At 60.7% G+C, this 23,748-nt stretch carries 21 protein-coding genes; 15 read left to right on the top strand and 6 right to left on the bottom strand.

What is annotated here, in order from left to right; translation table 11 throughout:
- Positions 1 to 58: 58 nt before the first annotated feature.
- Positions 59 to 868, bottom strand: coding sequence for a L,D-transpeptidase (locus NIM86_RS03730; protein WP_253379238.1), 810 nt, complete (start codon positions 866 to 868; stop codon positions 59 to 61).
- A 253-nt stretch (positions 869 to 1,121) separates the two neighbouring features.
- On the opposite strand from NIM86_RS03730, the gene NIM86_RS03725 reads away from it, so the two are divergent.
- The 5 genes from NIM86_RS03725 to hisG all read left to right on the top strand — a co-directional run bounded on the left by NIM86_RS03725 (position 1,122) and on the right by hisG (position 5,931).
- Positions 1,122 to 1,754: a DNA-3-methyladenine glycosylase I gene (locus tag NIM86_RS03725; protein WP_253379236.1), complete on the top strand. Its 633-nt coding sequence runs from the start codon at positions 1,122 to 1,124 to the stop codon at positions 1,752 to 1,754.
- A 104-nt stretch (positions 1,755 to 1,858) separates the two neighbouring features.
- Positions 1,859 to 2,266: a BA14K family protein gene (locus NIM86_RS03720; RefSeq protein WP_253379234.1), complete on the top strand. Its 408-nt coding sequence runs from the start codon at positions 1,859 to 1,861 to the stop codon at positions 2,264 to 2,266.
- Between the two features lie 171 nt (positions 2,267 to 2,437).
- Positions 2,438 to 4,048 carry a histidine--tRNA ligase gene (hisS, locus tag NIM86_RS03715; protein ID WP_253379232.1) on the top strand — a complete coding sequence of 537 codons (1,611 nt, stop codon included), beginning with the start codon at positions 2,438 to 2,440 and terminating at the stop codon, positions 4,046 to 4,048.
- Positions 4,049 to 4,054: 6 nt separating this feature from the next.
- A complete protein-coding gene (locus tag NIM86_RS03710; RefSeq protein WP_253379230.1) occupies positions 4,055 to 5,230 on the top strand; it encodes an ATP phosphoribosyltransferase regulatory subunit in 1,176 nt (391 codons plus the stop codon).
- Positions 5,227 to 5,931 carry an ATP phosphoribosyltransferase gene (hisG, locus tag NIM86_RS03705; RefSeq protein WP_253379228.1) on the top strand — a complete coding sequence of 235 codons (705 nt, stop codon included), beginning with the start codon at positions 5,227 to 5,229 and terminating at the stop codon, positions 5,929 to 5,931. Before NIM86_RS03710 ends, hisG begins: the two co-directional genes overlap by 4 nt.
- 20 nt (positions 5,932 to 5,951) lie before the next feature.
- On the opposite strand, the gene NIM86_RS03700 is transcribed toward hisG, so the two are convergent.
- A complete protein-coding gene (locus tag NIM86_RS03700; RefSeq protein WP_253379226.1) occupies positions 5,952 to 6,356 on the bottom strand; it encodes a DoxX family protein in 405 nt (134 codons plus the stop codon).
- Positions 6,357 to 6,607: 251 nt separating this feature from the next.
- On the opposite strand from NIM86_RS03700, the gene NIM86_RS03695 reads away from it, so the two are divergent.
- Entirely contained in the window at positions 6,608 to 6,910 is a 303-nt protein-coding gene (locus tag NIM86_RS03695) for a chorismate mutase (protein WP_253379224.1), read from the top strand.
- A gap of 98 nt (positions 6,911 to 7,008) precedes the next feature.
- Here the strand turns inward: NIM86_RS03695 and groL are convergent, their stop codons facing one another.
- From groL to NIM86_RS03680, 3 genes are all read right to left on the bottom strand, one after another.
- The gene (gene groL / locus NIM86_RS03690) at positions 7,009 to 8,652 is read right to left on the bottom strand and encodes a chaperonin GroEL (protein WP_253379222.1); all 1,644 of its coding nucleotides are present in this window, start codon (positions 8,650 to 8,652) and stop codon (positions 7,009 to 7,011) included.
- Between the two features lie 65 nt (positions 8,653 to 8,717).
- The gene (gene groES / locus NIM86_RS03685) at positions 8,718 to 9,014 is read right to left on the bottom strand and encodes a co-chaperone GroES (protein ID WP_253379220.1); all 297 of its coding nucleotides are present in this window, start codon (positions 9,012 to 9,014) and stop codon (positions 8,718 to 8,720) included.
- Positions 9,015 to 9,218: 204 nt separating this feature from the next.
- Positions 9,219 to 10,349, bottom strand: coding sequence for an EAL domain-containing protein (locus tag NIM86_RS03680; RefSeq protein ID WP_253379219.1), 1,131 nt, complete (start codon positions 10,347 to 10,349; stop codon positions 9,219 to 9,221).
- 105 nt (positions 10,350 to 10,454) lie between these two features.
- On the opposite strand from NIM86_RS03680, the gene NIM86_RS03675 reads away from it, so the two are divergent.
- From NIM86_RS03675 to NIM86_RS03660, 4 genes are all read left to right on the top strand, one after another.
- Complete coding sequence (locus NIM86_RS03675; RefSeq protein WP_253379217.1) at positions 10,455 to 11,318, top strand: TIGR01459 family HAD-type hydrolase; 864 nt, start codon at positions 10,455 to 10,457, stop codon at positions 11,316 to 11,318.
- A 3-nt stretch (positions 11,319 to 11,321) separates the two neighbouring features.
- On the top strand, positions 11,322 to 12,320 hold the full coding sequence (locus NIM86_RS03670; RefSeq protein WP_253379215.1) for a bifunctional riboflavin kinase/FAD synthetase: 999 nt from the start codon (positions 11,322 to 11,324) through the stop codon (positions 12,318 to 12,320).
- A 770-nt stretch (positions 12,321 to 13,090) separates the two neighbouring features.
- A complete protein-coding gene (ileS, locus tag NIM86_RS03665; RefSeq protein ID WP_253379210.1) occupies positions 13,091 to 16,072 on the top strand; it encodes an isoleucine--tRNA ligase in 2,982 nt (993 codons plus the stop codon).
- A 159-nt stretch (positions 16,073 to 16,231) separates the two neighbouring features.
- Entirely contained in the window at positions 16,232 to 16,870 is a 639-nt protein-coding gene (locus tag NIM86_RS03660; protein WP_253379209.1) for a hypothetical protein, read from the top strand.
- A 12-nt stretch (positions 16,871 to 16,882) separates the two neighbouring features.
- Here NIM86_RS03660 and NIM86_RS03655 read toward each other — a convergent pair whose 3' ends face one another.
- Positions 16,883 to 17,320: a nucleoside deaminase gene (locus NIM86_RS03655; RefSeq protein ID WP_253379208.1), complete on the bottom strand. Its 438-nt coding sequence runs from the start codon at positions 17,318 to 17,320 to the stop codon at positions 16,883 to 16,885.
- Between the two features lie 160 nt (positions 17,321 to 17,480).
- Here NIM86_RS03655 and NIM86_RS03650 point away from each other — a divergent pair, with 160 nt between their 5' ends.
- From NIM86_RS03650 to NIM86_RS03630, 5 genes are all read left to right on the top strand, one after another.
- A complete protein-coding gene (locus NIM86_RS03650; RefSeq protein ID WP_253379207.1) occupies positions 17,481 to 19,142 on the top strand; it encodes a pseudouridine synthase in 1,662 nt (553 codons plus the stop codon).
- Positions 19,142 to 19,699, top strand: coding sequence for a 16S rRNA (guanine(966)-N(2))-methyltransferase RsmD (gene rsmD / locus NIM86_RS03645; protein WP_253379203.1), 558 nt, complete (start codon positions 19,142 to 19,144; stop codon positions 19,697 to 19,699). Before NIM86_RS03650 ends, rsmD begins: the two co-directional genes overlap by 1 nt.
- Before the next feature lie 93 nt (positions 19,700 to 19,792).
- Positions 19,793 to 21,286: a pitrilysin family protein gene (locus tag NIM86_RS03640; RefSeq protein WP_253379201.1), complete on the top strand. Its 1,494-nt coding sequence runs from the start codon at positions 19,793 to 19,795 to the stop codon at positions 21,284 to 21,286.
- Positions 21,283 to 22,788, top strand: coding sequence for a pitrilysin family protein (locus NIM86_RS03635; protein ID WP_253379199.1), 1,506 nt, complete (start codon positions 21,283 to 21,285; stop codon positions 22,786 to 22,788). Before NIM86_RS03640 ends, NIM86_RS03635 begins: the two co-directional genes overlap by 4 nt.
- 11 nt (positions 22,789 to 22,799) lie before the next feature.
- Positions 22,800 to 23,732 (top strand): patatin-like phospholipase family protein, encoded by a 933-nt coding sequence (locus NIM86_RS03630; RefSeq protein ID WP_253379197.1) that lies wholly within the window; start codon positions 22,800 to 22,802, stop codon positions 23,730 to 23,732.
- The last annotated feature ends 16 nt before the right edge of the window (positions 23,733 to 23,748 follow it).

Below are 23,748 nucleotides of genomic sequence, written 5' to 3'. Positions count from 1 at the left end.
AATAGAAAGCCCGCCGGTCTATTAGACGGCGGGCTTTTTCTCTTCAGGTCGTCATGATTCAGCGCACAACCACTTTCGTGCCTACGCCAACCTGGGCGTAAAGGTCTTTCACGTCTTCGTTACGCATACGGATGCAGCCGGATGAGACGTTCTGACCGATGGTCCATGGCGCGTTGGTGCCGTGAATGCGATAGAGGCTGGAGCCGAGATAGAGCGCGCGCGCACCGAGAGGGTTTGCAGGCCCGCCAGCCATCCAGGTTGGCAGTTCGCGGCCCTTTTTGCGCTCGCGAACGATCATCTCTGCGGGCGGCCGCCATTCCGGCCACTCCTTTTTCCGGCTGATCTTGTGAGTGCCGCTCCATTCGAAGCCCGGCTTGCCGACGCCGACGCCGTAGCGTTTCGCCTTACCGCCCGGAAGAACATGGTACAAAAAGCGATTGGATGTATCGATATCGATGGTGCCGGGCGCCTGGCTGCCGGGATAGCTGACGATCTGCGGCATGTAACGCGGATCGACCGCGCGCTGCGTCGGCGCGACAGACGCTGACTGAATGGCGGAACGTTGTGCCGGCACAGCCAAGGCTGTGCGCCGCTGATAGACCCGGTCGGGCTGAACGATTTGCGCGCGTGCTCTCGGAAGCACCGCGCGGCGCTGCGGCGCGGACGGCCTGACAACGTAGCCGCGGGCGCGGGTGGCGGAGCGGCCAACCCGGCCCGGCAGGGCGCGCGGCTGCAACTGCATGATCCAGGGCTCGGCCACATCGCGGCTGACCCTGACGGCCTGCTGGGCCTGCGCGCTGGTGATCGGCAGCCCGGTCAGAAAGATAAGTGACGCCACAAAGGCGGGCAGGGTGAATGATTTCGACATACGCAAAACTCTTCGAACTCAACAGGCCACGGCGGCCGGACGCACGTTTTCCGAACACACGGGACGGAATTTCGTTGCATGAAGGGTGCGGGTGCGGGGGAGTCGAAGGGGTTAAAACCCTTGTTTAAAATGCGATTTGTCGTGGAAACCGTTCTTCAGGGTTAGGGCCGGGTTTCCGGGCGCGGTAAAGAAAGCGTGAACACAAGGACCGCTATCCCACAGCGAGTCACGCAACGCTGGAATTAGGGCGACCATGACGCAGAATGGGCTTTTGACGGGAGAAGATGGGGTCTGCCGTTGCGGCTGGGCCGGTCCCGATCCGCTTTACCGACACTATCACGACGAAGAGTGGGGACAGCCGGTAGCGGACGACACACGCCTGTTCGAAAAGATCGTATTGGAAGGCTTTCAGTCCGGTCTATCCTGGCTGACGATCCTGAAAAAGCGTGAAAATTTTCGTGCGGCCTTCGCTGGTTTCGACCTGCAAAAGGTCGCCGCATTTGAAGAAGAGGACGTTCAGCGCCTTTTGCAGGACGCTGGCATTGTCCGTCACCAGGGCAAGATCCGTTCTGCCATCAACAATGCGGCGCGCGCGCTGGAATTGCAGGACGAAGCCGGCAGCCTCGCCGCTTTTTTCTGGTCATTCGAACCGCCGGCAAACGAGCGTCCCGACCCGGTGACATGGGACGCGCTCATTGCCAACCCCGCCACGCCGACATCCAGACGGCTTGCGAAGGAGCTGAAGAAGCGCGGCTGGAGTTTCGTTGGACCGACAACGGCTTATGCTTTCATGCAGGCAATGGGGCTGGTCAACGACCACGTCGAAGGCTGCGGCGCTCGGGCGCGCTGCGAAGAGGCGAGAAAGCGGTTCGTCCCGCCGGCGTGATTGTCACGAATCTACACAGCGTGTCACGACAAGGTGAAACGCTATGGAACCTCTGCCCTCCAAGTTTAGTTAACCCTGTCGAAGGGCCCCTATGGAGGATATCCATGAAAAAGATGATCACAACCGCGGCGCTTGCCGTAGCTGTCGGATTAACGGGCATCGCGCCTGCCGCAGCGGCACCCCTGTCCATCCCGAGCGCACCGGTCGTAGCGCCGGCATCCGACATACAGAATGTGGACCTGCGGGTTCGCGGCGGAGTTTATTTCTACAATGGCCATCGCGGCAGCCGCCGCTGGCGTCGTGGCTGGCGTCGCCATCGCGGATGGTATTACCCGCCGGCAGCGTTCTATCAGCGACGTTATCGCGCTGCTCCGCGTCGTCATTATCGCGACGGCTACCCGCGCGCGCACTATCGCTGGTGCCACAACCGTTACCGTTCGTACCGGTCCTACGACAACACGTTCCAGCCTTATCATGGCGGACGTCGCCAGTGCTATTCGCCCTATAGCTGATCGGCTGAAACTCGATTGAACGAAGCCCTGCCATCCGGCGGGGCTTTTTCATGTTCGGGGCAGGATGGGGACAATGCGCCGCCTTGCCGGAAACGGGGCTTTTCGCTAGGGGGAGGGCGCGCCGCCATATGCGCGTTTCCGCCGCCTCCGATCCGTATTGCAAGTGACCCCATGGCCGAGAAGAAAAAGAAGAAGCCTCAGAAGCTGAAGGCGCGCCTGCCGCGCGGTTTTGCCGACCGCTCGCCGGAGGATATCCGCGCCACGGACCGGATGATGGCGGCCATCAAGCGCGTGTATGAGAGCTACGGCTTCCAGCCGGTCGAAACGCCGATGTTCGAATATACCGACGCGCTCGGCAAGTTCCTGCCGGATCAGGACCGGCCGAATGAGGGCGTCTTCTCGCTGCAGGACGATGACGAGCAATGGATGAGCCTGCGCTACGATCTCACCGCGCCGCTCGCCCGCCATGTGGCCGAGAATTTCCAGACGCTCAATCTGCCTTACCGCACCTATCGCGCCGGCTGGGTGTTTCGGAACGAGAAGCCCGGCCCCGGACGCTTCCGCCAGTTCATGCAGTTCGATGCCGATGTGGTCGGCGCGCCGAGCGTCCAGACCGACGCCGAAATGTGCATGATGATGGCCGACACGATGGAAGAGTTGGGTTTGAAGCCCGGCCAGTACGTGATCCGCGTCAACAACCGGAAGGTGCTGGACGGCGTGATGGAGGCCATCGGCCTTGGCGGCGCTGAAAACGCCGGACGGCGCCTGACCGTTCTGCGCGCCATCGACAAGCTGGATCGCCTTGGCATCGAGGGGGTGCGCCAGCTTCTCGGCGAAGGCCGCTGGGATGGCGGCAAGGAAGGCGAGGGCGATTTCACGCCGGGTGCTGGGCTGAAGAGTAGCTATATAGGTCTCGTAGTTGACACATTTCTGAATTCTGCGGATGCAGTTGATACCAAGCAGCGAATAGCTTCAGAAAAAGTAAGGCAAAAATTGAATTTGCCGCGCCAGGGATTGCTCGGAGGCAGCATGCAAAGTCCCACCTACTTGGAAGGTCAGGACGAGCTTTCGGCATTGGAAGATCTGGTTTTATCATCTGGCTACGATGCCGGCCGTATTCTCGTAGACCCCTCCGTTGTCCGTGGCCTCGAATACTACACCGGGCCAGTTTACGAGGCCGAGCTGCTCTTCGATGTCGTCAACGACAAGGGCGAGAAGGTGCAGTTCGGCTCGGTCGGCGGCGGCGGGCGCTATGACGGGCTCGTCAAGCGTTTCACCGGGCAGGACGTGCCGGCGACCGGTTTTTCCATCGGCGTCTCGCGCCTGATGACCGCGCTGAAGAACCTCGACAAGCTGCCGGATATGGGCAGCGATTCGCCGGTTCTCGTGACGGTGATGGATAAGGGCCGCATTGGCGATTACGCCGCCATAACCAAGGCGCTGCGCGACGGGCTGAATGCCGGTCGGCGCGGCCAAAACGTTGTCGCGGTCGAGATGTATCAGGGCAATCCCAACAAGTTCGGCAAGCAACTGCAATATGCCGACCGGCGCGGCTGCCCGCTCGCCATCATTCAGGGCAGCGACGAGATGGAGCGCGGCATCGTGCAGGTGAAGGACCTGATTGAGGGCCGCAAACAGGCCGCCGCCATCGAGAGCAATGAGGAATGGCGCGAAACCCGGCCCGGACAGTTTGAAGTGGACGTGTCAGACGGCTACGACAAACTGATCGAGGCCATCCGCGAGCGCCTTTCCGAACAGGCCGCCGAACGGGCAGCGGGCTGAGCGGCCATGGCTTTACGGCAGATGCTGAGCGCCGCCGAGGCGTATCTGGAAGAGGCGGGTGCGCAGCGCACCGTGCTGCCGGTCATCCAGCCTGCCGATCCGTTTCTGGACATGGCGGGCGAAGATCTGCGCCGCCGTATTTTCCTGACCGAAAGCGAGACGGGGCAGGCGCTCTGTCTGCGGCCGGAATTCACGATCCCCGTCTGCCTTCAACATCTCGCGCAATTTAAGGAAAAGCGGGACCCGGTTTTACGCCCGGAAATTGCGGAGAGAAACGACGGGCCGCCCGAACCGATCCGTTATGGCCTCTGTGCGCAGGTTTTCCGCCAGCATCGCGATGGCGACAGCGAATTCTTCCAGGCGGGGATCGAAGACCTCGGCACTGAGGACTGGATTGCTGCCGACGCCCGCGCGCTGGCCGATGCGATGGGGCTCGTCGCCCGGCTGCGCGGTACCGATGCCGGGCTCCGCGCGACGCTCGGCGATCAGGCGGTTTTCGCCGCCATTCTGGATGCGCTTGGTCTACCGGACGGCTGGCAGATGCGCCTGCTCCGCGCCTTCGGCCAGCCCGAAGCACTGGCCAATGCGTTGAACGTGCTTTCCGGGCGCGAGGCTCCGGCTGTCACGCAGGATGAGCGCGTTGCCGGCCTGCTCGCTGCAGGCGACGACGATGCGCTGCTGGTCCACATTGAAGCGTCCATGGCGCATTCCGGTATCTCGCCTGGCGCGGGGCGGCGACCCGAAGAGATTGTCGCGCGGCTGAAGGAGCGCGCCGCTCTGGCCGCGACGCGCTTGCCGGATGACGCGCTCGCCGCGCTCGAAACCTTTATCGCTTTGCGCGTGCCACTTGCCGAAGCGGGTCGCGCGCTGACAGCCTTCGAGGCAGAGGCTGGCATCAACGTGACAGAGCGGATCGAGCTTTTCGCGGCGCGGATCGAAGCGATCCGGCTGGCCGGAATCGACCTCGGCGCGATCACCTACGATGCCGCTTTCGGCCGTCCGCTCGACTATTATACAGGTCTCGTTTTCGAGATTGGAATCGAAGGGCTTGCCAAACCGCTTGCCAGCGGCGGGCGTTATGACCGGCTGCTGACCCTGCTTGGCGCTGACCGCACCATTCCCGGTGTTGGCTTCGTCGCCTGGCTCGACCGGATCGAAGCGTTGGAGGCAGCATCCGAATGACCGGAACGGTGACGCTCGCACTTCCCTCCAAAGGCCGCTTGAAGGAGCAATCCATCGCTGTGCTCCGCACCGCCGGTTACGATGTCCGGGAACCGGAGGATTCGCGCCAATACCGTGCGCGCGTAGAGGGTGGGGACGGGCTGGAGATCGCTTTCCTCTCGGCTTCCGAAATCGCCCGCGAACTGGGCGCGGGCACGGTCGATCTCGGCGTGACGGGCGAGGATCTGGTGCGCGAAAGCCTGCCCGCATGGGAAGACAAAGTCTCCATCGAGGCGCGGCTTGGCTTCGGGCGTGCGGATGTGATCGTCGCCGTGCCCGATTGCTGGTTCGATGTGCGCACCATGGCCGATCTCGACGATGTGGCCGCCCATTTCCGCGCTGGCCATGGCAGGCGGCTGCGCATTGCCACGAAATACTGGCGTCTGACGCAGGAGTTCTTCTCCCGGCGTCACGGCATTCAGGTTTACCGGATCGTCGAAAGCCTCGGCGCAACGGAAGGCGCGCCCGCCGCCGGCAGCGCGGACGTGATCGTCGACATCACGTCCAGCGGCTCGACGTTGCGCGCCAATGATCTGCGCATCCTCGACGACGGCGTGATCCTGCAGAGCGAAGCATGTCTCGTCGCCAACCGCATGTCGCTCGCAGGTGAAAAGGGCGAACGGATGCGTCAGATCGCTGCCGCCGTTCAGGCAGCGGCTTAACGGTTGCGGGCATCGGTCTCCTAGCCCCTGTCGACCGAGAAACGGCCCGCGCCAACGGCGGCGAAGGCCAGACAGCCGCCGGCCAGTGCGATGTTCTTCATCAATTGCGTCATCTGCTGCGGATCGTCGGGCTGGAAATGGAAGACGAAGGCCGTGAAGAAGCAGAAGCCAGCAAGTGCCAGCGCTGCCGAGCGTGTCAGGAATCCGACGAGAAGAAGAAGGCCGGCCGCTGTTTCGAATATGGCCGCGATCCAGGCTAGAACGATCGGGTAGGGCAGACCGACCGCCTCGATATAGCCGACCGTGCCTTCAATCCCCATCAGCTTCTGAACGCCGGATGCGATGAAGAGACTGGCGGCGAGGACACGCCCGATCAGCAGGAAAATGTCGTTATTGGCGCGCTTTGTCGCAAGTGTATCGGCCATGGGTGTTCCTCTGCGAAATTGTCTGCCCGCACATTTTGCATCACGGACCGGTTTGTCGAGCCTTTCGCTCGCCGCCGACGCCTTGTTCGGTGGAAAACCGACCTGGCTCAACTGTGGCAGCGGAAGAAACGAAGCCATACGCGGATGATCGTTCAATTTATCCGGTGAACAGCCGCCGATTTATCTGCTAAGGCGTCGCCGATTGGCCTGCCGCCGAAGGCGTAAGACAGGATGCTCAACGGGAGATGGCAATGACGGATCGACGCCCGGCACAGCAATGTCAGACGATGGGTGAGTTGCGACAGGCCATCGATGCTCTCGACGCTGAACTAATGGATTTGCTTGCGCTGCGCTGCACCTATATCGACCGCGCCATCGAATTGAAGCAGATCGAGAAGATGCCAGCGCGTGTGCCGGATCGCGTCGCCGAAGTGCTCTCGAATGCGCGTCAGGCGGCAAACGATCGCGGCTTCGATCCGCAGTTGGCCGAGACGATCTGGCACGAAATCGTCGAATGGTCGATCGAGCGTGAAAGCCGGGTTATCGGCGACTGACCGCTGGGGCCCAGCGCCCCAACAAACACCGGGCAGATAGAAAAAGGGCGGCTCGAAAGCCGCCCTCTCTGAAAATATCGGATGGAGGGTGAGCTTCCTTAGAAGCCCATGCCGCCCATGCCGCCCATATCGCCGCCACCCGGCATGGCCGGAGCATCCTTCTTCGGAAGCTCGGCGATCATGGCTTCGGTCGTGACCAGCAGGCCGGCAACGGAAGCGGCGTCCTGCAGAGCGGTGCGAACCACCTTGACCGGATCGACGATGCCCATTTCGACCATGTCGCCATATTCACCGGTCTGCGCATCGTAACCATAGGTCACGGATGCGTTTTCCAGCACCTTGCCAGCAACGATGGAAGCTTCGTCACCCGCATTGGTGGCGATCTGACGGATCGGAGACTGAAGCGCGCGGCGGACGATCTGAACGCCGGCGTTCTGGTCTTCGTTCTCGCCGGTCAGGCCTTCCAGAGCGGACGTCGCGCGCAGAAGCGCCGTGCCGCCACCGGCGACAATGCCTTCTTCGACAGCGGCGCGCGTTGCGTTCAGCGCATCGTCGACGCGGTCTTTCTTCTCCTTGACTTCCACTTCCGTGGAGCCGCCGACACGGATAACGGCAACGCCGCCAGCCAGCTTGGCGAGACGCTCCTGGAGCTTCTCACGGTCGTAGTCCGAAGAGGTCTCTTCGATCTGCGCCTTGATCTGGCCGACGCGGCCCTGAATGTCGTCCTGCGAACCTGCGCCATCGACGATGGTGGTGTTCTCCTTGGTGATGGAGACCTTTTTCGCGGTGCCGAGCATTTCGAGCGTGACGTTTTCCAGCTTGATGCCGACGTCTTCGGAGATCACCGTGCCGCCCGTCAGGATCGCGATGTCCTCGAGCATGGCCTTGCGGCGGTCGCCGAAGCCAGGGGCCTTGACGGCAGCGATCTTCAGGCCGCCGCGCAGCTTGTTGACGACCAGCGTGGCCAGAGCCTCGCCTTCGACGTCTTCAGCGATAATCAGCAGCGGACGGGAAGACTGAACAACAGCTTCCAGAACCGGCAGCATGGCCTGCAGGTTGGAAAGCTTCTTCTCGTGAAGAAGGATGTAAGGATCTTCGAGGTCAGCCACCATCTTCTCGGTGTTGGTCACGAAGTAAGGCGACAGGTAGCCGCGGTCGAACTGCATGCCTTCGACGGTTTCCAGCTCGGTTTCGGCCGTCTTGGACTCTTCGACCGTGATGACGCCTTCATTGCCGACCTTCTGCATCGCCTGGGCGATCATCTGGCCGATTTCCTTCTCGCCATTGGCGGAGATGGTGCCGACCTGAGCCACTTCGTCGGAGGTAGAAATGGAGGCAGCGCTGCCGCGCAGGTGTTCGATGACCTTGGTGACGGCCAGATCGATGCCGCGCTTCAGATCCATCGGGTTCATCCCGGCGGCAACGGCTTTGGCGCCTTCCTGCACGATCGACTGCGCCAGAACGGTCGCGGTCGTGGTGCCGTCGCCGGCCAGATCGTTGGTCTTGGACGCCACTTCGCGCAGCATCTGCGCGCCCATGTTCTCGAACTTGTCCTCAAGCTCGATTTCCTTGGCGACGGACACGCCATCCTTGGTGATGCGCGGCGCGCCGAAGGACTTGTCGATAACGACATTGCGGCCTTTCGGGCCAAGCGTGACCTTCACGGCGTCGGCGAGCACGTTGACACCCTTGAGCATGCGCTCGCGGGCATCGCGGTTAAATTTGACTTCTTTGGCTGACATTATCGTGTCTCCCGGGCTCTAAGCCCTTAAGATCGTGGATATTGAAACGGATTTGGGCGCTGCGCTCAGGCGATTATGCCCATGATGTCGCTCTCCTTCATGATGAGGAGATCTTCACCGTTCAGCTTGACTTCGGTGCCGCTCCACTTGCCGAAAAGGACCCGGTCCCCGGCCTTGACATCGAGAGCGTTGACTTTGCCGCTATCGTCGCGCGCGCCCGGCCCGACGGCTACGACTTCGCCTTCCTGCGGCTTTTCCTTGGCGGTGTCCGGAATGATGATGCCACCGGCAGTCTTTTCCTCGGACTCGACGCGCTTGACCACGACACGGTCGTGCAGCGGACGGAAATTGGTATCGGCCATGTTTTTCAAACCCTTGGCTTATGACGTCTATTTGAAACGATGAATCGCTCCAGAATGACTGGGCAATATTGGCACTCTCATTTGGTGAGTGCTAACGCGGCGGAGGTAAGAGGAACAGCGAATGCTGTCAAGAATGGGCCGGAGAAATTTTCTTCTGGCCTATTTCCGAAAAATCCATGGAGCGGAACATTCGCATTATCGCGATTATGTTTCGTCCCGCATCGGGCGAGGAATGCCGAAATGAGGGCCGCTCATATAGCGAAAGCCGCGATCGAGAAGGCTCACGGCTTCTTCCTTGTCGTGCACATGGGTGATGAGAAGGTCGATTCCAAGCGGTCCGCAGACAAAACTGTACCGCTCGCTGTCGGCTTCGCTGAGAACCGCTTTGGCCGGCAGTTTCAGCCACCGGACATCAGCTTCGGCCAGGAGCGGCATGTGTTCGCTTGGAAAACTGTCGCTTTCGCAAGCCAGTACGGGCCGCCATTCGTGGGAAGTTTTCGGGACGGCATTGTCGAGAAGAGCCGAAAGCGGCAGCGATAAAACAATGTCGCCAGAATTCGGCGGCTCGGACATATTGATCGTCTGTTCGTCCAGATCGGCGATGAAGGCGGTGCTCAGCGGCACATGCATAGAATGTGGCTCAGATGGCTTTTCGGCGGAAATTCGCCGCGCTGCCTGTGCCGATTTTGCGAGCAATATGCGGGCCAGCTTCGCCTGGGCTTCGTCCGGCAGATCGTTTGCCCGTTGAATGTCGAGTGTCTGGCCATCGCTGCCATATGAAGCGTAGGCCTCGAATGCCACCGGCCGCGATTCGATGACATCGACAATTGGCTGAAGGCTAAGACGGGGCTCGCCGGCTTCGATCATTTGCAGCAGCGACGCGGGATCACCGCTATTATCTTGGTCTGCTGACTTTTCCGCTTGCTCGATCTTGATCGGCACGACCTTACCCGATCGGGTTTTCATGTCGGCGGTGGCGGGACCGGGCCTTGCGCCCTCATCCATCTGCTGACGCATAGTGACGATGTCGCGATGTGTAGCGCGCGCGAGATCGGCCATGGAAAGCGCGGCGACATCGGCCCGATTGGCGAAATCCGAAAGAGCCATGTCGATGGCGATGAGCCGATCTTCAGTCTGCCTCTGTATACGGCTGGCTCGCATCAGCGCGACAAGCGCTATGATGAGCGCGAGCGCTGCGATCAGGAGGCTTACGACCAGCACATCGCGGACCACGAGACTTGAGAAATCGGGGTTGGCGGAGAGGATGGGCGTCAGCACTTGATAGATCGCCAGAAAGAGCATGATGACGAAAAGGACGAGCAGGACTTTCCGCATGGGGCTCTCCGGTCTGGGCGGTCGCGGCTATTTCTAAAGCGGTGCGTTTGACAATGCCACTGCCATGGTGACTTGTCCGCCGCCATAGTCTAGATGCAGCGCGAAATGAGCTTTCCAAGAGACGATATGGCCTGGCACACCCCGCCTTCCATCGACGCGCTGGACGATGTTTCTGGCGAATACTCCCTTCTTCTGTGCGATGTCTGGGGCGTCGTGCACAATGGTGTGCAGCCATATGACCGGGCCTGTGAGGCGCTCGCACATGCGCGCGAATTGGGAAAGACGGTTATCCTCATCACGAACTCTCCCCGCAGGGCTGAGGCTGTTGGCGAGCAGATGACGCAAATCGGCGTATCAGGTGACGCGTGGGACGCCATCGTCACATCGGGCGACGTGACGCGGCGGCTGATCGCCGAAGGGCCGAGCCGTATTTTCCACATCGGGACCGAAGCCGAACTGCATCTTTATAATGGGCTCGATGTCGAGCTTGTCTCGAAAGAGCAGGCCGAGGCGGCGGTGTGCACGGGACTCTTCAACGACGAAACCGAAAATCTCGGTGAGTATGACGGCCTGTTGACTGAACTGCTGGAACGGAACCTCCCCATGGTCTGCGCCAATCCCGATCTGAAAGTGCGCCGCGGCGACCGGATCGTGCCGTGCGCCGGAGCGGTGGCAAAAGCTTACGAAGAGCGTGGCGGATTGGTTCATGTCGCCGGTAAGCCCCACAAGCCGATATACGAGGCCGCGTTCGATGCAGCGGCCAAAATTGCCGGTCGCACCTTTGCCAGAGAAGAGGCATTGGCTATTGGAGACGGCATCCCGACCGACATTAAGGGCGCGATCGATCAGGATATCGATTGCCTGTTCGTGACTGGCGGCAGCGCGGGCATAGAGGGAGACACCGACCTTTTCGGCCTCTTGCAGGCAAGCAACTTCCAGCCTGTCGCCTCCATGACCCATCTGGCCTGAACGATGACGATACTGAGAATCGATCAGTGCAAGGACCTGCCCGCCGATCTTCGCGGCGGTGTGATTGCCATCGGCAATTTCGATGGCGTTCACCGAGGGCACCAGGCGGTACTGACCATGGCCCGCCAACAAGCTGATCGGGCTGGCCTTCCTTTGATCGTGCTGACATTCGAGCCGCACCCGCGGGCCTTCTTCTCAGGCGAAGCGATCTATCGCCTGACGCCGGCTGTCTTGCGGGCAAATCTGCTCGGTGAACTAGGTGTCGCCGCCGTGGTCGAACAGCGTTTCGACAAAGGTTTCGCCGCGCTCTCGCCCGATGCGTTCATCGACGAAATGCTCAGCGACGGGCTGGGCGCCAGCGCCGTCATCGTCGGCCATGATTTTCACTTTGGCCACAAACGCGCCGGCACACCGGACAGCCTTGCCGCAGCGGGTCGGGAAAAAGGCTTTGCCGTCGATATTGTCGAGCCCGAAACCGCCGAAGACGGCTTGCTGATTTCGTCCAGCACCATCCGGCAGGCGCTTGCCGATCAAGATCTGTCACTGGCCAATGGACTGCTTGGCTATCGACATACGGTGATCGCGACGGTGGAGCAGGGCCAGCAGCTTGGAAGGACGCTCGGCTATCCCACCGCGAATATGTCACTGCCTCCGCAAACCCAGCTTGCGCTAGGTATCTATGCTGTTCGTTTCCGGCGCGCCGATGGCGTACTCTATAATGGCGTGGCGAGCTTCGGGCGTCGGCCAACGGTCACGGATGAGGGCGCGCCGCTTCTGGAAACCTTCCTTTTCGACTTCTCCGGCGACCTCTACGGCGAGACCTGCGCGGTCAGCCTGTTCTCCTATCTGCGGGGGGAAGAGAAGTTCGACGGTCTCGATCCTCTCATCGCTCAGATGAAGCGTGACGAAGAAGAAGCCCGCGCCATTCTTGGCGGCGTCCAGCCGCTCGGCCCGCTCGACCTTCCAGTCAGCTTCGAGGGGCTGGTTGGTGAGGAGAGCTAAAGGCAGACATATGACAGCTGGCCAAACTTGTCCTCAGTCTTATTATTTAGACTATTAAAATGCCGACCAAAAATACAAATGGCCATCTTCATAAAATGCGGCACTGTGACTCTCGACCCAACCATGCTCGCCAGTCTCCACGGCCAATGGCTCTGTCGAAAATTTTCGAGGCCAGCCCTTCCTGCGACAGAAAAGATTGTGATATTCTTTCGACTGATATTTAGGGCGAGAGGCAAACTTAGCCGAAACAAAGCTCTCTGCCTCCGATGGAGATAGGTCTACCTTAAGGCAGACTGACCCTTCTATAAAACCTTGTCTCTCAAGCCAAAAATTCTCGTTATACGGCATCAGCCAATATCGATAGGGAAGTGCAAGCCTCATCGGTTCTACAAAAAATACGAAAATAATGGCAATTAGTGGAAATATTATTATTGCAGTTTTTGATAGAAATTTTATTTTTCTTGTCATTCGAAAGATTTATGTCCAGTAACAGGTCTGTTCTACTTGGTATGAACCATCGGGAGGGAAAAATGCAACCCCCTTCCCACCTCGCGCGCCTTCCGCTAGAAGCGCGGCCATGACGGAACGGCTCCTCCCTCCGGCTTTCGCCGGCATACGAATTAGCCGCCCGGCCTTCGCCTGCGCGTGAATACGCGCACGAAGGTCCGGGATGTTTCGCTTGCGGCAAACCTGTTCTGGCGCCGCGTGAGTTTCCTACCAATGGCGCGTGCGCTTCATCTTTTTCGCCGCGCTCAGGCTGATCCGACCTTATGACCGAAGACACCAAGACTGAAACCGGTATCGATTATTCCAAAACCCTGTTCCTGCCGCAGACCGATTTTCCCATGCGGGGCGGGCTGCCGAAAAAGGAGCCGGAGATCGTTGCGCGCTGGAACGAGATCGATCTTTATAAAAAGCTGCGCGAGGACGGCAAAGAACGTCCGTTGCACGTGCTGCATGACGGGCCGCCCTACGCCAATGGCAACATCCATATCGGCCACGCACTGAACAAGATTTTGAAGGACGTCATCACGCGCTCCTTCCAGATGCGCGGATACAATTCCAACTATGTGCCGGGATGGGACTGCCACGGCCTGCCGATCGAATGGAAGATCGAGGAGCAGTACCGCGCCAAGGGCAAGAACAAGGACGAAGTGCCTATCAACGAATTCCGTAAGGAATGCCGTGATTTCGCCGCGCACTGGATCGAGGTGCAGACTGAGGAGTTCAAGCGGCTCGGCGTCGTCGGCGATTTCGACAAGCCCTACACCACGATGAACTATCACGCCGAGGCGCGCATCGCTGGCGAATTGCTGAAATTCGCAATGAGCGGCCAGCTATATCGCGGCTCCAAGCCGATCATGTGGTCCGTTGTCGAGCGCACCGCCCTGGCCGAAGCCGAGGTCGAATATCAGGACTACGAATCCGATACGATCTGGGTGAAGTTTCCGGTTTCATCTGCCGGTGGAACCGTTGGGGAAGGCGGCGATAATCCGGACGATTTCCGTGGAGCCGCTGTGGTTATCTGGACGACCACACCTTGGACAATCCCCGGTAACCGCGCCATCGCATATTCAGACCGGATTTCTTATGGCCTTTACGAAGTCACGAGCGCCGAGAATGATTTCGGTCCGCAGCAGGGCGAGAAGCTGATCTTCGCCGATGCGCTGGCGGAGGAAAGCTTCTCCAAGGCCAAGCTTGGCTTCGAACGCCTGCGCGACGTAAAGCCTCAAGCTCTGCTGGGCATGACCTGCGCGCATCCACTCGCCGACCTCGGCTATGATTTCCCCGTTCCGCTTCTCGCCGGCGATCATGTCACCGACGATGCGGGTACGGGCTTCGTCCACACCGCGCCATCCCATGGCCGCGAAGACTTCGACGCCTGGATGGACGGTAGGGCCGAACTGGAAGCGCGCGGCGTGCCGACCGAGATCCCGTTCCCCGTCGACGATGCTGGCTACTACACCAAGGACGCGCCGGGCTTCGGCCCGGATCGCGAGGGCGGCCCGGCGCGCGTCATCGATGACAAGGGCAAGAAGGGCGACGCCAACAAATCGGTTATCGCGGCGCTGATCGAGGCCAATGCGCTGTTTGCACGCGGCCGCCTGAAGCACACCTATCCGCATAGCTGGCGGTCCAAGAAGCCGGTCATCTTCCGCAACACGCCGCAATGGTTCGTGGCGATGGATAAGGATTTGGACGGCTACGGTCTTTCGGGCGCGAAACCCGATGGCGAAGACACCCTGCGTACTCGCGCACTGGCTGCCATCGATGCCACGCGTTTCGTGCCGACGGCAGGGCAGAACCGTCTTCGCGCCATGATCGCCGACCGGCCCGATTGGGTGCTCTCGCGTCAGCGTGCCTGGGGCGTGCCGATCTGCGTCTTTGCCAATGATGATGGTGAAGTACTGAAGGACGAGGACGTCAACGCCCGCATTCTCGAAGCGTTCGAGGCAGAGGGCGCCGACGCTTGGTTCGCTGACGGCGCGCGTGAGCGTTTCCTGGGTGACCGCGCGGGTGAAGACTGGAAGATGGTGCGCGACATTCTGGACGTGTGGTTCGATTCTGGCTCGACCCATACCTTCACGCTGGAAGATCGCGACGACATGAAATGGCCGGCCGACATCTATCTGGAAGGCTCCGACCAGCATCGCGGCTGGTTCCACTCCTCGCTGCTCGAAAGCTGTGGCACGCGCGGCCGCGCTCCTTACGATGCGGTGATCACCCATGGCTTCACCATGGCCGAGGATGGGCGCAAGATGTCCAAGAGCCTCGGCAATACGGTCACGCCGCAGGAGGTGATGCAGCAGTCCGGCGCAGATATTCTGCGCCTCTGGGTCATGACGACGGATTATTGGGAGGATCAGAGGCTCGGCAAGGCGATTATCCAGACCAATATCGATACCTACCGCAAGGTGCGCAACACCACGCGCTGGATGCTCGGCACACTCGCCCATGACGAGGGCCACGAGATGCCGGTTGAGGAAATGCCGGAACTCGAACGGCTGATGCTGCATCGGCTGGCGGAACTGGATCGGCTGGTGCGCGAAGGCTACGACAATTTTGACTTCAAACGGATCAGCCGTGCCCTGACCGACTTCATGGTGCTGGACCTTTCGGCTTTCTACTTCGATATCCGCAAGGATGCGCTTTATTGCGACGCGCCTTCTTCGACCCGGCGGCTGGCCGCATTGCAGGTCGTGCGTACCCTGTTCGATGCCTGCGTGAAATGGCTTGCGCCCATGCTATGCTTCACTTGCGAAGAGGCGTGGGCAGCGCGGCACCCCGATAGCGTGTCGGTCCATCTGGAGCAGTTTCCAACCATCCCTGCCGAATGGCGTGACGACGAACTGGCCGCCAAATGGAAGAAGGTTCGGCAGGTCCGCCGTGTGGTGACGGGCGCGCTGGAGATCGAACGGAAAGACAAGCGCATCGGCTCATCGCTTGAGGCAGCGCCTGTCGTGTATGTGACGGACACGGAACTGTCCAAAGCCATTGCCTATCTCGACATGGCGGAAATCTGCATCACCAGCGATATCGTGATTTCGACCGACGAAGTGCCAGAAGCGGCATTTCGTATGGTGGAAGTAACGGGTGTCGGCGTGGTCCCGGCGCTTGCTGAAGGCCGCAAATGCGCGCGGTCGTGGAAGGTATCGCCCGAGGTCGGATCGGATGCCGACTATCCGGACGTCACGCCGCGCGATGCCGATGCGCTACGCGAACTGAAGGCAGCCGGACGGCTGACGGCCTGATGCAGGCCGTTGCATCCGTGCCACAGCTGCAAGCTGGAAGTGTGGCGCAATAGGCGCCGCTCTTTCCTTCGACATGATCTTGCCGGATTGTTCCGTCAGGGGAACATGCAGTATATGGCGTCTTTTGCGGCAGACGCTTGGGGAACCGAGGGACAATCGATGAACCATTTCTCATCCGTGAGAGCGATAGCGGCGCTGGCCGCGCTGGCGGCGCTCGCCGGCTGCGGCCTTCAGGGCCCGACCTACGGCACCGGCAAGGGCGCCAATGTGCAATTGCTTGAAGACGTCACCTCGATGGTCGATCTGACGCCGAAGAAGGGTGAGCCGATTGCCTATCAGCCGCGCCCGGAACTCGTGACGCCGCCCGCGCTCGCTGCAAACGGCGCGCTGCCCGCGCCGCAGCAGGACGCGACCCAGTCCGCGGACTGGGTGGAGTCGCCCGAAGAACGCCGCAAGCGTTACCGCGATTACGCCACCGAAAATCGCGATGACGTCAATTTCCGTCCCGTTGTGGCCGGGCCGCGTTACGCCTCCACTGATGCGAAGATCGACGCCAGTTCCAATCCTGAGCGGCTGGAGCGAATGAAGGCGCAGCGCGCTGAATATCAGCGTCGCAAACGTATTGCGTCGGTCGGCGATGCCGATCAGCGCCGCTTCCTGTCGGAGCCGCCGACGGATTACCGCGTACCGGCCGACAGCGCCCCGACAGGTGAATTGGGTGAAGACGAGAAGGCAAAAGCCGCTCGCCTGGCCAAGGAAGCCGGCGTCAAAAAGAAGAAGCGGTTCATCTTCTTCTGATCGGCTAAACCTTCAAGACCCGTCGCGACGTTCCGCAAAGAACCTGCGCAGCATCTCGGCGCTTTCGGCTTCTGAAAGGCCGGAATAGACCTCCGGCGCGTGGTGGCAGATGGCGGACTGGAAGTAGGCCGGACCGCTTTCCACCGCACCACCCTTTGGATCCTGTGCGCCGTAATAAAGCCGCGATATGCGCGCGAACGAAATCGCGGCCGCGCACATCGGGCAGGGTTCCAGCGTAACATACAGATCGGCGCCGGAAAGCCGCTCCTGTCCGAGTTGCGCGCATGCGCGCCGGATCACGACGACCTCTGCATGAGCGGTCGGATCGTTGGTCGCCCGCGTTTCGTTGCCAGCGGATGCGACGATGGTCCCGTTCAAGACGAGGCAGGCTCCAATCGGCACTTCGCCGCGCAAACCTGCACGGCGCGCTTCGTCCAGTGCGCGCCCCATTGGGCTTTCGTTTTTGATTGTCCTGTCCATACACCGCCTCTAGTGGATGGCACGCCTTCCTGCTAGAGCGTTTGCGTTTTGCCGAGAAGCCGCTGATCGGGGTGTCCGATCAAACATGACCATCGATTGAAAACTGCATTTACAAAAGGTCCGCCCGCGGATGAGCGATAAAAACGATAATAAACGCCCAGACCGAAAGGGTGAACGACGTGGCAGTCCGCCGAGTGATCGACGAGGCGACCGTGATGGCGCAAAGGTCTCTCGCGGCCCACGTGAGGGCGATGCTGGCCTTGCCGACCGATCGCGCTCAAAAAGCCCGCGCGACAGAACCGATCGTGTGCAGCAGCGCATGGCGGAGGGCGAGCGTATCGCCAAGCGTTTGGCGCGTGCCGGGCTTGCCTCGCGCCGGGAGGCGGAAACGCTTGTCGAGGCTGGACGTGTTGCGGTCAACGGCAAGGTGTTGGACAGCCCTGCCTTCAACGTGATGCCCGGCGACAATATCACGCTCGACGGCGAACCGATCCCGCAGAAAGAGCGCACCCGACTCTGGCTCTTTCATAAGCCTGCCGGTCTGGTCACCACCAATCGCGATCCAGAAGGCCGGCCAACGGTTTTCGACGCCCTGCCAGAGGACATGCCTCGCGTGGTCTCGGTGGGTCGGCTCGATATCAACACTGAAGGGCTGTTGCTGCTGACAAATGATGGCGGCCTGGCGCGTACGCTGGAATTGCCGTCGACGGGCTGGCTGCGCCGTTATCGCGTCCGCGTTCATGGCAAGGTCGATGAAAAGCGCCTGGCCGAGTTGAAGGACGGCATCGCGGTCGATGGCGTCTTCTATGGTGGCGTCGAGGCCTCGCTGGAGCGGACGCAAGGGTCGAATGCCTGGCTGGAGGTGGGTCTCCGAGAAGGCAAGAACCGCGAAGTGAAAAACATCATGGGTGCGCTTGGCTTGGAAGTGACGCGCCTCATCCGCATTTCCTATGGCCCGTTCCAACTCGTCGACCTGCCCGAACGGGCCGTTCGTGAACTGAAGGGGCGGACGCTCCGCGACCAGTTGGGGGTCAAGCTGATCGAGGAATCGGGCGCTGATTTCGAAGCGCCGATTCTGAACGCCTTCAGCAACAAGGCGGTGCGCGCCGAACGCAAAACCGACGAGGGGGACGGCAAGCCACGAGGGCGTCGCGACAGGGAGGACGTTCGCAACGATGCGCTCGACCGGTTGTCCACTTCGCGAGACGATGGCTGGGTGAGAAGCACGGGGCGCGACCGAAAGGATACGAAGGACGACCAAAAAACGGGGACGAACGACTATGAACCGCTGCGTTCGAGACAGCGCAACACCCATGTCTGGTTGGCGGAAGGCGCGCGCCCTCTGACCAAAAAAGAAAAGGAGCGGGCCAGAATTCGCGACGCTAACAAGGCTGCCACGTTCCAGCGCGACGAAGACGATGAAAAGGGTGCACGTCGTCGGGCACCGGGCCGTCCTGCGCGTCCTGCCCGTGACGACAAGCGCGCCGGGGGGGCTGCAGCGCGGGACCGAAGCGCACGCACGGGCGAACGTGACAAGGGCGACCGCCGCTCGGACGGACCCTCAGGTCAGGGCCGTCCTCCGCGCGATAGCGGACAGCCGCAACGATCTGCACAGCAGAACCATGACGGACGACCCGATGGTCGCAAATCCGAGGGGCGCGGGCCTGATACGCGCAAGCCGGGTGGCCGCAAGCCCCAGGGCGGCAAACCACGCAGTGACAGACCAGGTGGCGGACCGAGAGGTGGTGGCCCGCGCGGCGGTAAGCCACGAGGTGGCGGTCGCAAGCCCTGATGCGAATTGTCGGTGGCTCATATCGCGGACGGTCTCTGAAAAACCCGCCATCCGACGCGACGCGGCCGACGACAGACCGTATGCGCGAATCGCTTTTCAATATTCTCGCCCATCGCGATGATGTGGATTTGAATGGAGCGCGCGTACTCGATCTCTTTGCAGGAACCGGCGCTCTCGGTCTGGAAGCAATGTCGCGCGGCGCGGAATTCGCTCTTTTTGTCGAGGATTCTGGCGCTGCTCGTGCGACGATCCGCTCGAATGTCGAGCTGCTGGGTCTAACCGGGCGCACGAAAATCTTCCGCCGCGATGCGACGCGGATCGGTGACGTCGGCACCATGAAACCGTTCCAGATTGTTTTTGCCGATCCGCCTTATCGAAAGGATTTTGGAGAAAAGGCGCTTGCAGCCGCGCTGTCCGGCGGCTGGCTCGCGCCGGGCGCCTTCTGTGTTCTCGAGGAGGCGGCCGATGCGACTTTTTCGCTGCCGTCGGGGTTCCTCCTGGAAGACGAACGCCGCATGGGGGACAGTATTCTGCGTTTTTTGAGACCGCATTCTTAACTGTCCTTACGATCTTTTCATCCGCTCGGCGCGTTTCCGCCTCAATCGAACGGCCTATCTGGCTGTCCAACGATAGGTAATTCGGGTGATCGTATGGCCAAATCTCTGGCAATCAGCCTTCTGGCATTTTCGCTGTTGTTTCCTGCCGGTGGCGCGGCGCTGGCGACCGAGGCCTCGACGGGCGGAACGGTCGAAGCCAACACAGCCTATGATGAGGTGCCGAACGTCAGCCATTTCACGCTGGATAACGGGCTGGAGATCGTTGTCGTCCCCGACCGCCGTGCTCCGGTCGTCACCCATATGCTCTGGTACAAGATCGGCAGCGCCGATGAGGCGCCCGGCAAGAGCGGCATAGCGCATTTCTTCGAGCATCTGATGTTCAAGGGTACGAAAAAGCACCCCGCTGGCGCTTTCTCGCAAGCCGTCGCAGAAATCGGAGGCGAGGAGAACGCTTTCACCTCCTACGATTACACCGCCTATTATCAGCAGATTCCACCCTCGGCGCTGAAAGAGATGATGGCGTTTGAGGCCGACCGGATGGTCAATCTGGTCCTGACTGACGCTGTGATCGGCCCCGAGCGCGCCGTGATCCTCGAGGAACGCAACAGCCGGGTGGAGAACAGCCCTTCCGCCCTTCTTCGCGAAGAGCATTCGGCTACGCTCTGGCAGAATAGCCCCTATGGCATTCCGGTGATCGGCTGGAAGCACGAAATGGAGCAGCTCAATCGCGAAGACGCCATCGATTTCTACACGCGGTACTATGCGCCGAACAATGCGGTTCTCGTGGTGACGGGCGACGTTACCGCTGAAAACGTGCGGGCAATGGCCGAAGACACGTACGGCAAGGTGCCACGCGGCCCGAAACTGCCGCCGCGCGCCCGCCCTCAGGAGCCGGAGCAGAACACGGCGCGTTCGGTCACACTTCGTGATGAAAGGGTGAGCGTTCCGTCCTTTTATTCGGAATGGATCACGCCAAGCTACCACACGGCAAGAGATCAGGCAGAGACGGCGGCTCTCGAAATGCTGGCAGAAGTTTTGGGCGGCGGCGTTCGGTCCCGGCTCTATGAGCGGCTTGTCGTGGATGATTCCATCGCTCAGAGCGTCGGCGCATCCTACGACGCTTCAGCCTGGGATGATGGCTCGTTCACCGTTTGGGGCTCTCCGCGAGGCTCTGGCGATATCGACATCATGCAGCGGGCAATTCGCGAAGAGATCGATCGCATCGCGAAAGACGGCGTATCGGATGACGAACTGACCAAGGCGAAGAACCGCTCGATTAAATCGCTGATTTTTGCTCGGGATAGCCAGGCCACCATGGCCAGGATTTACGGCTCGTTGCTCGCAACCGGCGGAAAGGTGGAGGACGTCAATGAGTGGGCAGGGCACATTCGCGCCGTCACCAGCGATCAGGTGAAAGCGGCTGCGACGCGTTGGCTCGACGAAGATCGTGCGACGACAGCCTATCTGCTGCCGCCGAAGGAGCAGGCGACCGACGCTGATCCCCAGGCAGCCGGCGCGGCAAACGACAATGTCGAGCCGTCCATGGATAGCGAACAGGGCCTGACGGCCGTGGAGCAGGTCAAATGAAGAAAACCATGATCGCGATGCTCAATATCAGTATTCAAAAGACTGCGGTCGTGGCTGTTGCAGCCGCAGCGCTTCTTCTTGGCAGTCCCGCCAGCGCAGCCGTGAAAATTCAGGAAGTCGTGTCGCCTGGCGGCATCAAGGCATGGCTGGTGGAAGATTACACGGTCCCGCTGGTTTCGATGAAGTTCGCCTTCAAAGGCGGCTCGTCGCAAGACCCGGACGGCAAAGGCGGTCTGGCCAAGCTGATGACCGGCCTGTTCGATGAAGGCGCCGGCGATCTGGATCGCGCGGCCTTCCAGGACGCGCTTGACGTATCTGGCGCGGAAATGGGTTTCACCGCCGGTATCGACGAAATAACCGGTTCCATGACCTGGCTCGCCGAACGTGAGGATGAGGCGGTCCGCCTTCTGACGCTCGCGGTGAACGATCCTCGATTTGACGACGAACCCGTCAAGCGCATGAAGAGCCAGTTCCTGACGAGCCTGATCGCCGAGGAGCGTGATCCCAACACGATCGCCGGGCGCAAATGGCGAAAGGAAATATATGGCGATCACGCCTATGCCCGCGATAGCGACGGCACAAAGGAAACGATGGCTGGCCTGACCGCCGACGATCTTCGCGCTTTCCATAAAAGTCAGTTCGCGCGCGACAATCTGATGGTTGCCGCTGTTGGCGCAATCTCGGCGGAGAAGCTTGGCGAACGGCTCGACCAGATATTCGGCGATCTCCCCGCAAAGGCCAAGCTTCAGGACGTGCCGGACCTCGAGCCGAAATTCGGGCATGTCGTCCACTATGAATATCCGCTGCCGCAAACACGTCTATCGCTGCTGTATCCCGGTGTAGAACGGGAAGATCCGCGCTTCTTCGCGGCCTATCTCGCCAACCACATTCTGGGCGGTGGAACCTTTTCTTCGCGCCTCTACGATGAGGTGCGCGAAAAGCGTGGCCTCGCCTATGGCGTCGGTTCGAACCTTTCCAATTTCGATCATACCAGCACCTGGGGTATCGGAACGGCGACCAGTGCCGACCGCGCAGCAGAAACGTTGGATATCATTCGCGGAGAGGTGAAGAAGGTCGCCGAAACGGGGGTCACGCAGCAAGAACTCGACGCGGCGAAAAATTTTGTGGTGGGCGCTTACGCCATAGCCAACTTCGATTCCTCGGCCTCCATCGCGGGCACGGTGCTGGGCCTCCAACTGGCCGGCTTGCCGATAGATTATATCGATACTCGCGAAGAAACGATTCGGTCGGTGACACTTGATGAGGTTAATGAAGAGGCCAGACGCCTATTGTCCGTCGAGCCGTCGCTGCTTGTCGTGGGGCCTGCCCTGGCCGCATCCGCCAATGATAACGCCCAAGGTGACGATGCTGCCAGGGAAGAGAGTGGCGCCGCTCGGCCAATACCCGAAAGTTCTCCGGCCGAGGCTGGAGGTCTCGATATAGAGGGCGCAGCGCAAACGCCGCCATCCGATATGCCTGTCGAAGCGACAGGCAAAGACTGACGGATAGTTCGATGACCGCCAAAGAAAGGGTCGCGCCAAAAACGAAGACACCTCCGTCAGGGCGCAGCGCTGTCTTGGGAGAAATGCCGCGCATTGGCTTGGCGCTCGGTGGCGGCGGCGCCCGAGGCCTTGCACATATCCATATTCTCGAAGAGCTCGATGCGCTTGGCATCCGGCCGACGATGATTGCCGGATCGTCTATCGGGGCACTGATAGGCGCGGGTTACGCCGCAGGGATGAGCGGAGCGGAAGTCCGCGACTATGCGGTCGGCGCATTCGGTCGCAAGGTCGACACGTTGCGACGTGTTTTCCAGGTTCGTCCCACCCGTCTCGGCGATGCCGTTCCCGGCAATTTCCATCTCGGTCAATTCAACATCGAGAATATCCTGGCGGCCTTTCTGCCTGAGCAGCTCCATTCTCGTTTTGAAGATCTCGAGATTCCGCTGCTGGTCACGGCAACGGATTATTACGGCCATAGGGGCTGTGTTCTGGAAAAGGGCGATCTGTTGAGCGCGCTGGCGGCATCGGCTGCGGTGCCTGCTCTGTTCGCGCCAGTTCGGCGCGAGGGCACGCTCTATATCGATGGCGGCATCTGTTCACCCGTCCCGTTCGATCTGTTCGGCGATCGCGTGGATATTGTCATCGCGGTCGATGTCGTGGGCATACCCCGTCGCGGTCCTAAAAGCCCATCGTCAATCGATCTTCTGTTCGGCGCCACCCAACTCATGATGCAGTCGATCACCGCCAGCAAATTGGCGCGAAAACAGCCGGACATCATGCTTCGCCCGGCGATCGACCGTTTTCGTGTGCTCGATTTCGCGCGCATCGATCAGGTGCTGGACGAGAGCCGCAATGTGCGCCTCGACCTGCGGGAAGCACTGCTTCGGTTGCGGCCCGAGCTTGTTGCGGACAGAATCGTGGAGAGGTTTTCGGCCCAAAGCTGACAGGCTTCGTGCGGTG

This window comes from Notoacmeibacter sp. MSK16QG-6 (genome assembly GCF_024158145.1).
In the GTDB taxonomy this organism is placed as follows: domain Bacteria; phylum Pseudomonadota; class Alphaproteobacteria; order Rhizobiales; family Rhizobiaceae; genus Notoacmeibacter.
This window is presented reverse-complemented; position numbering and strand designations above follow the sequence as displayed.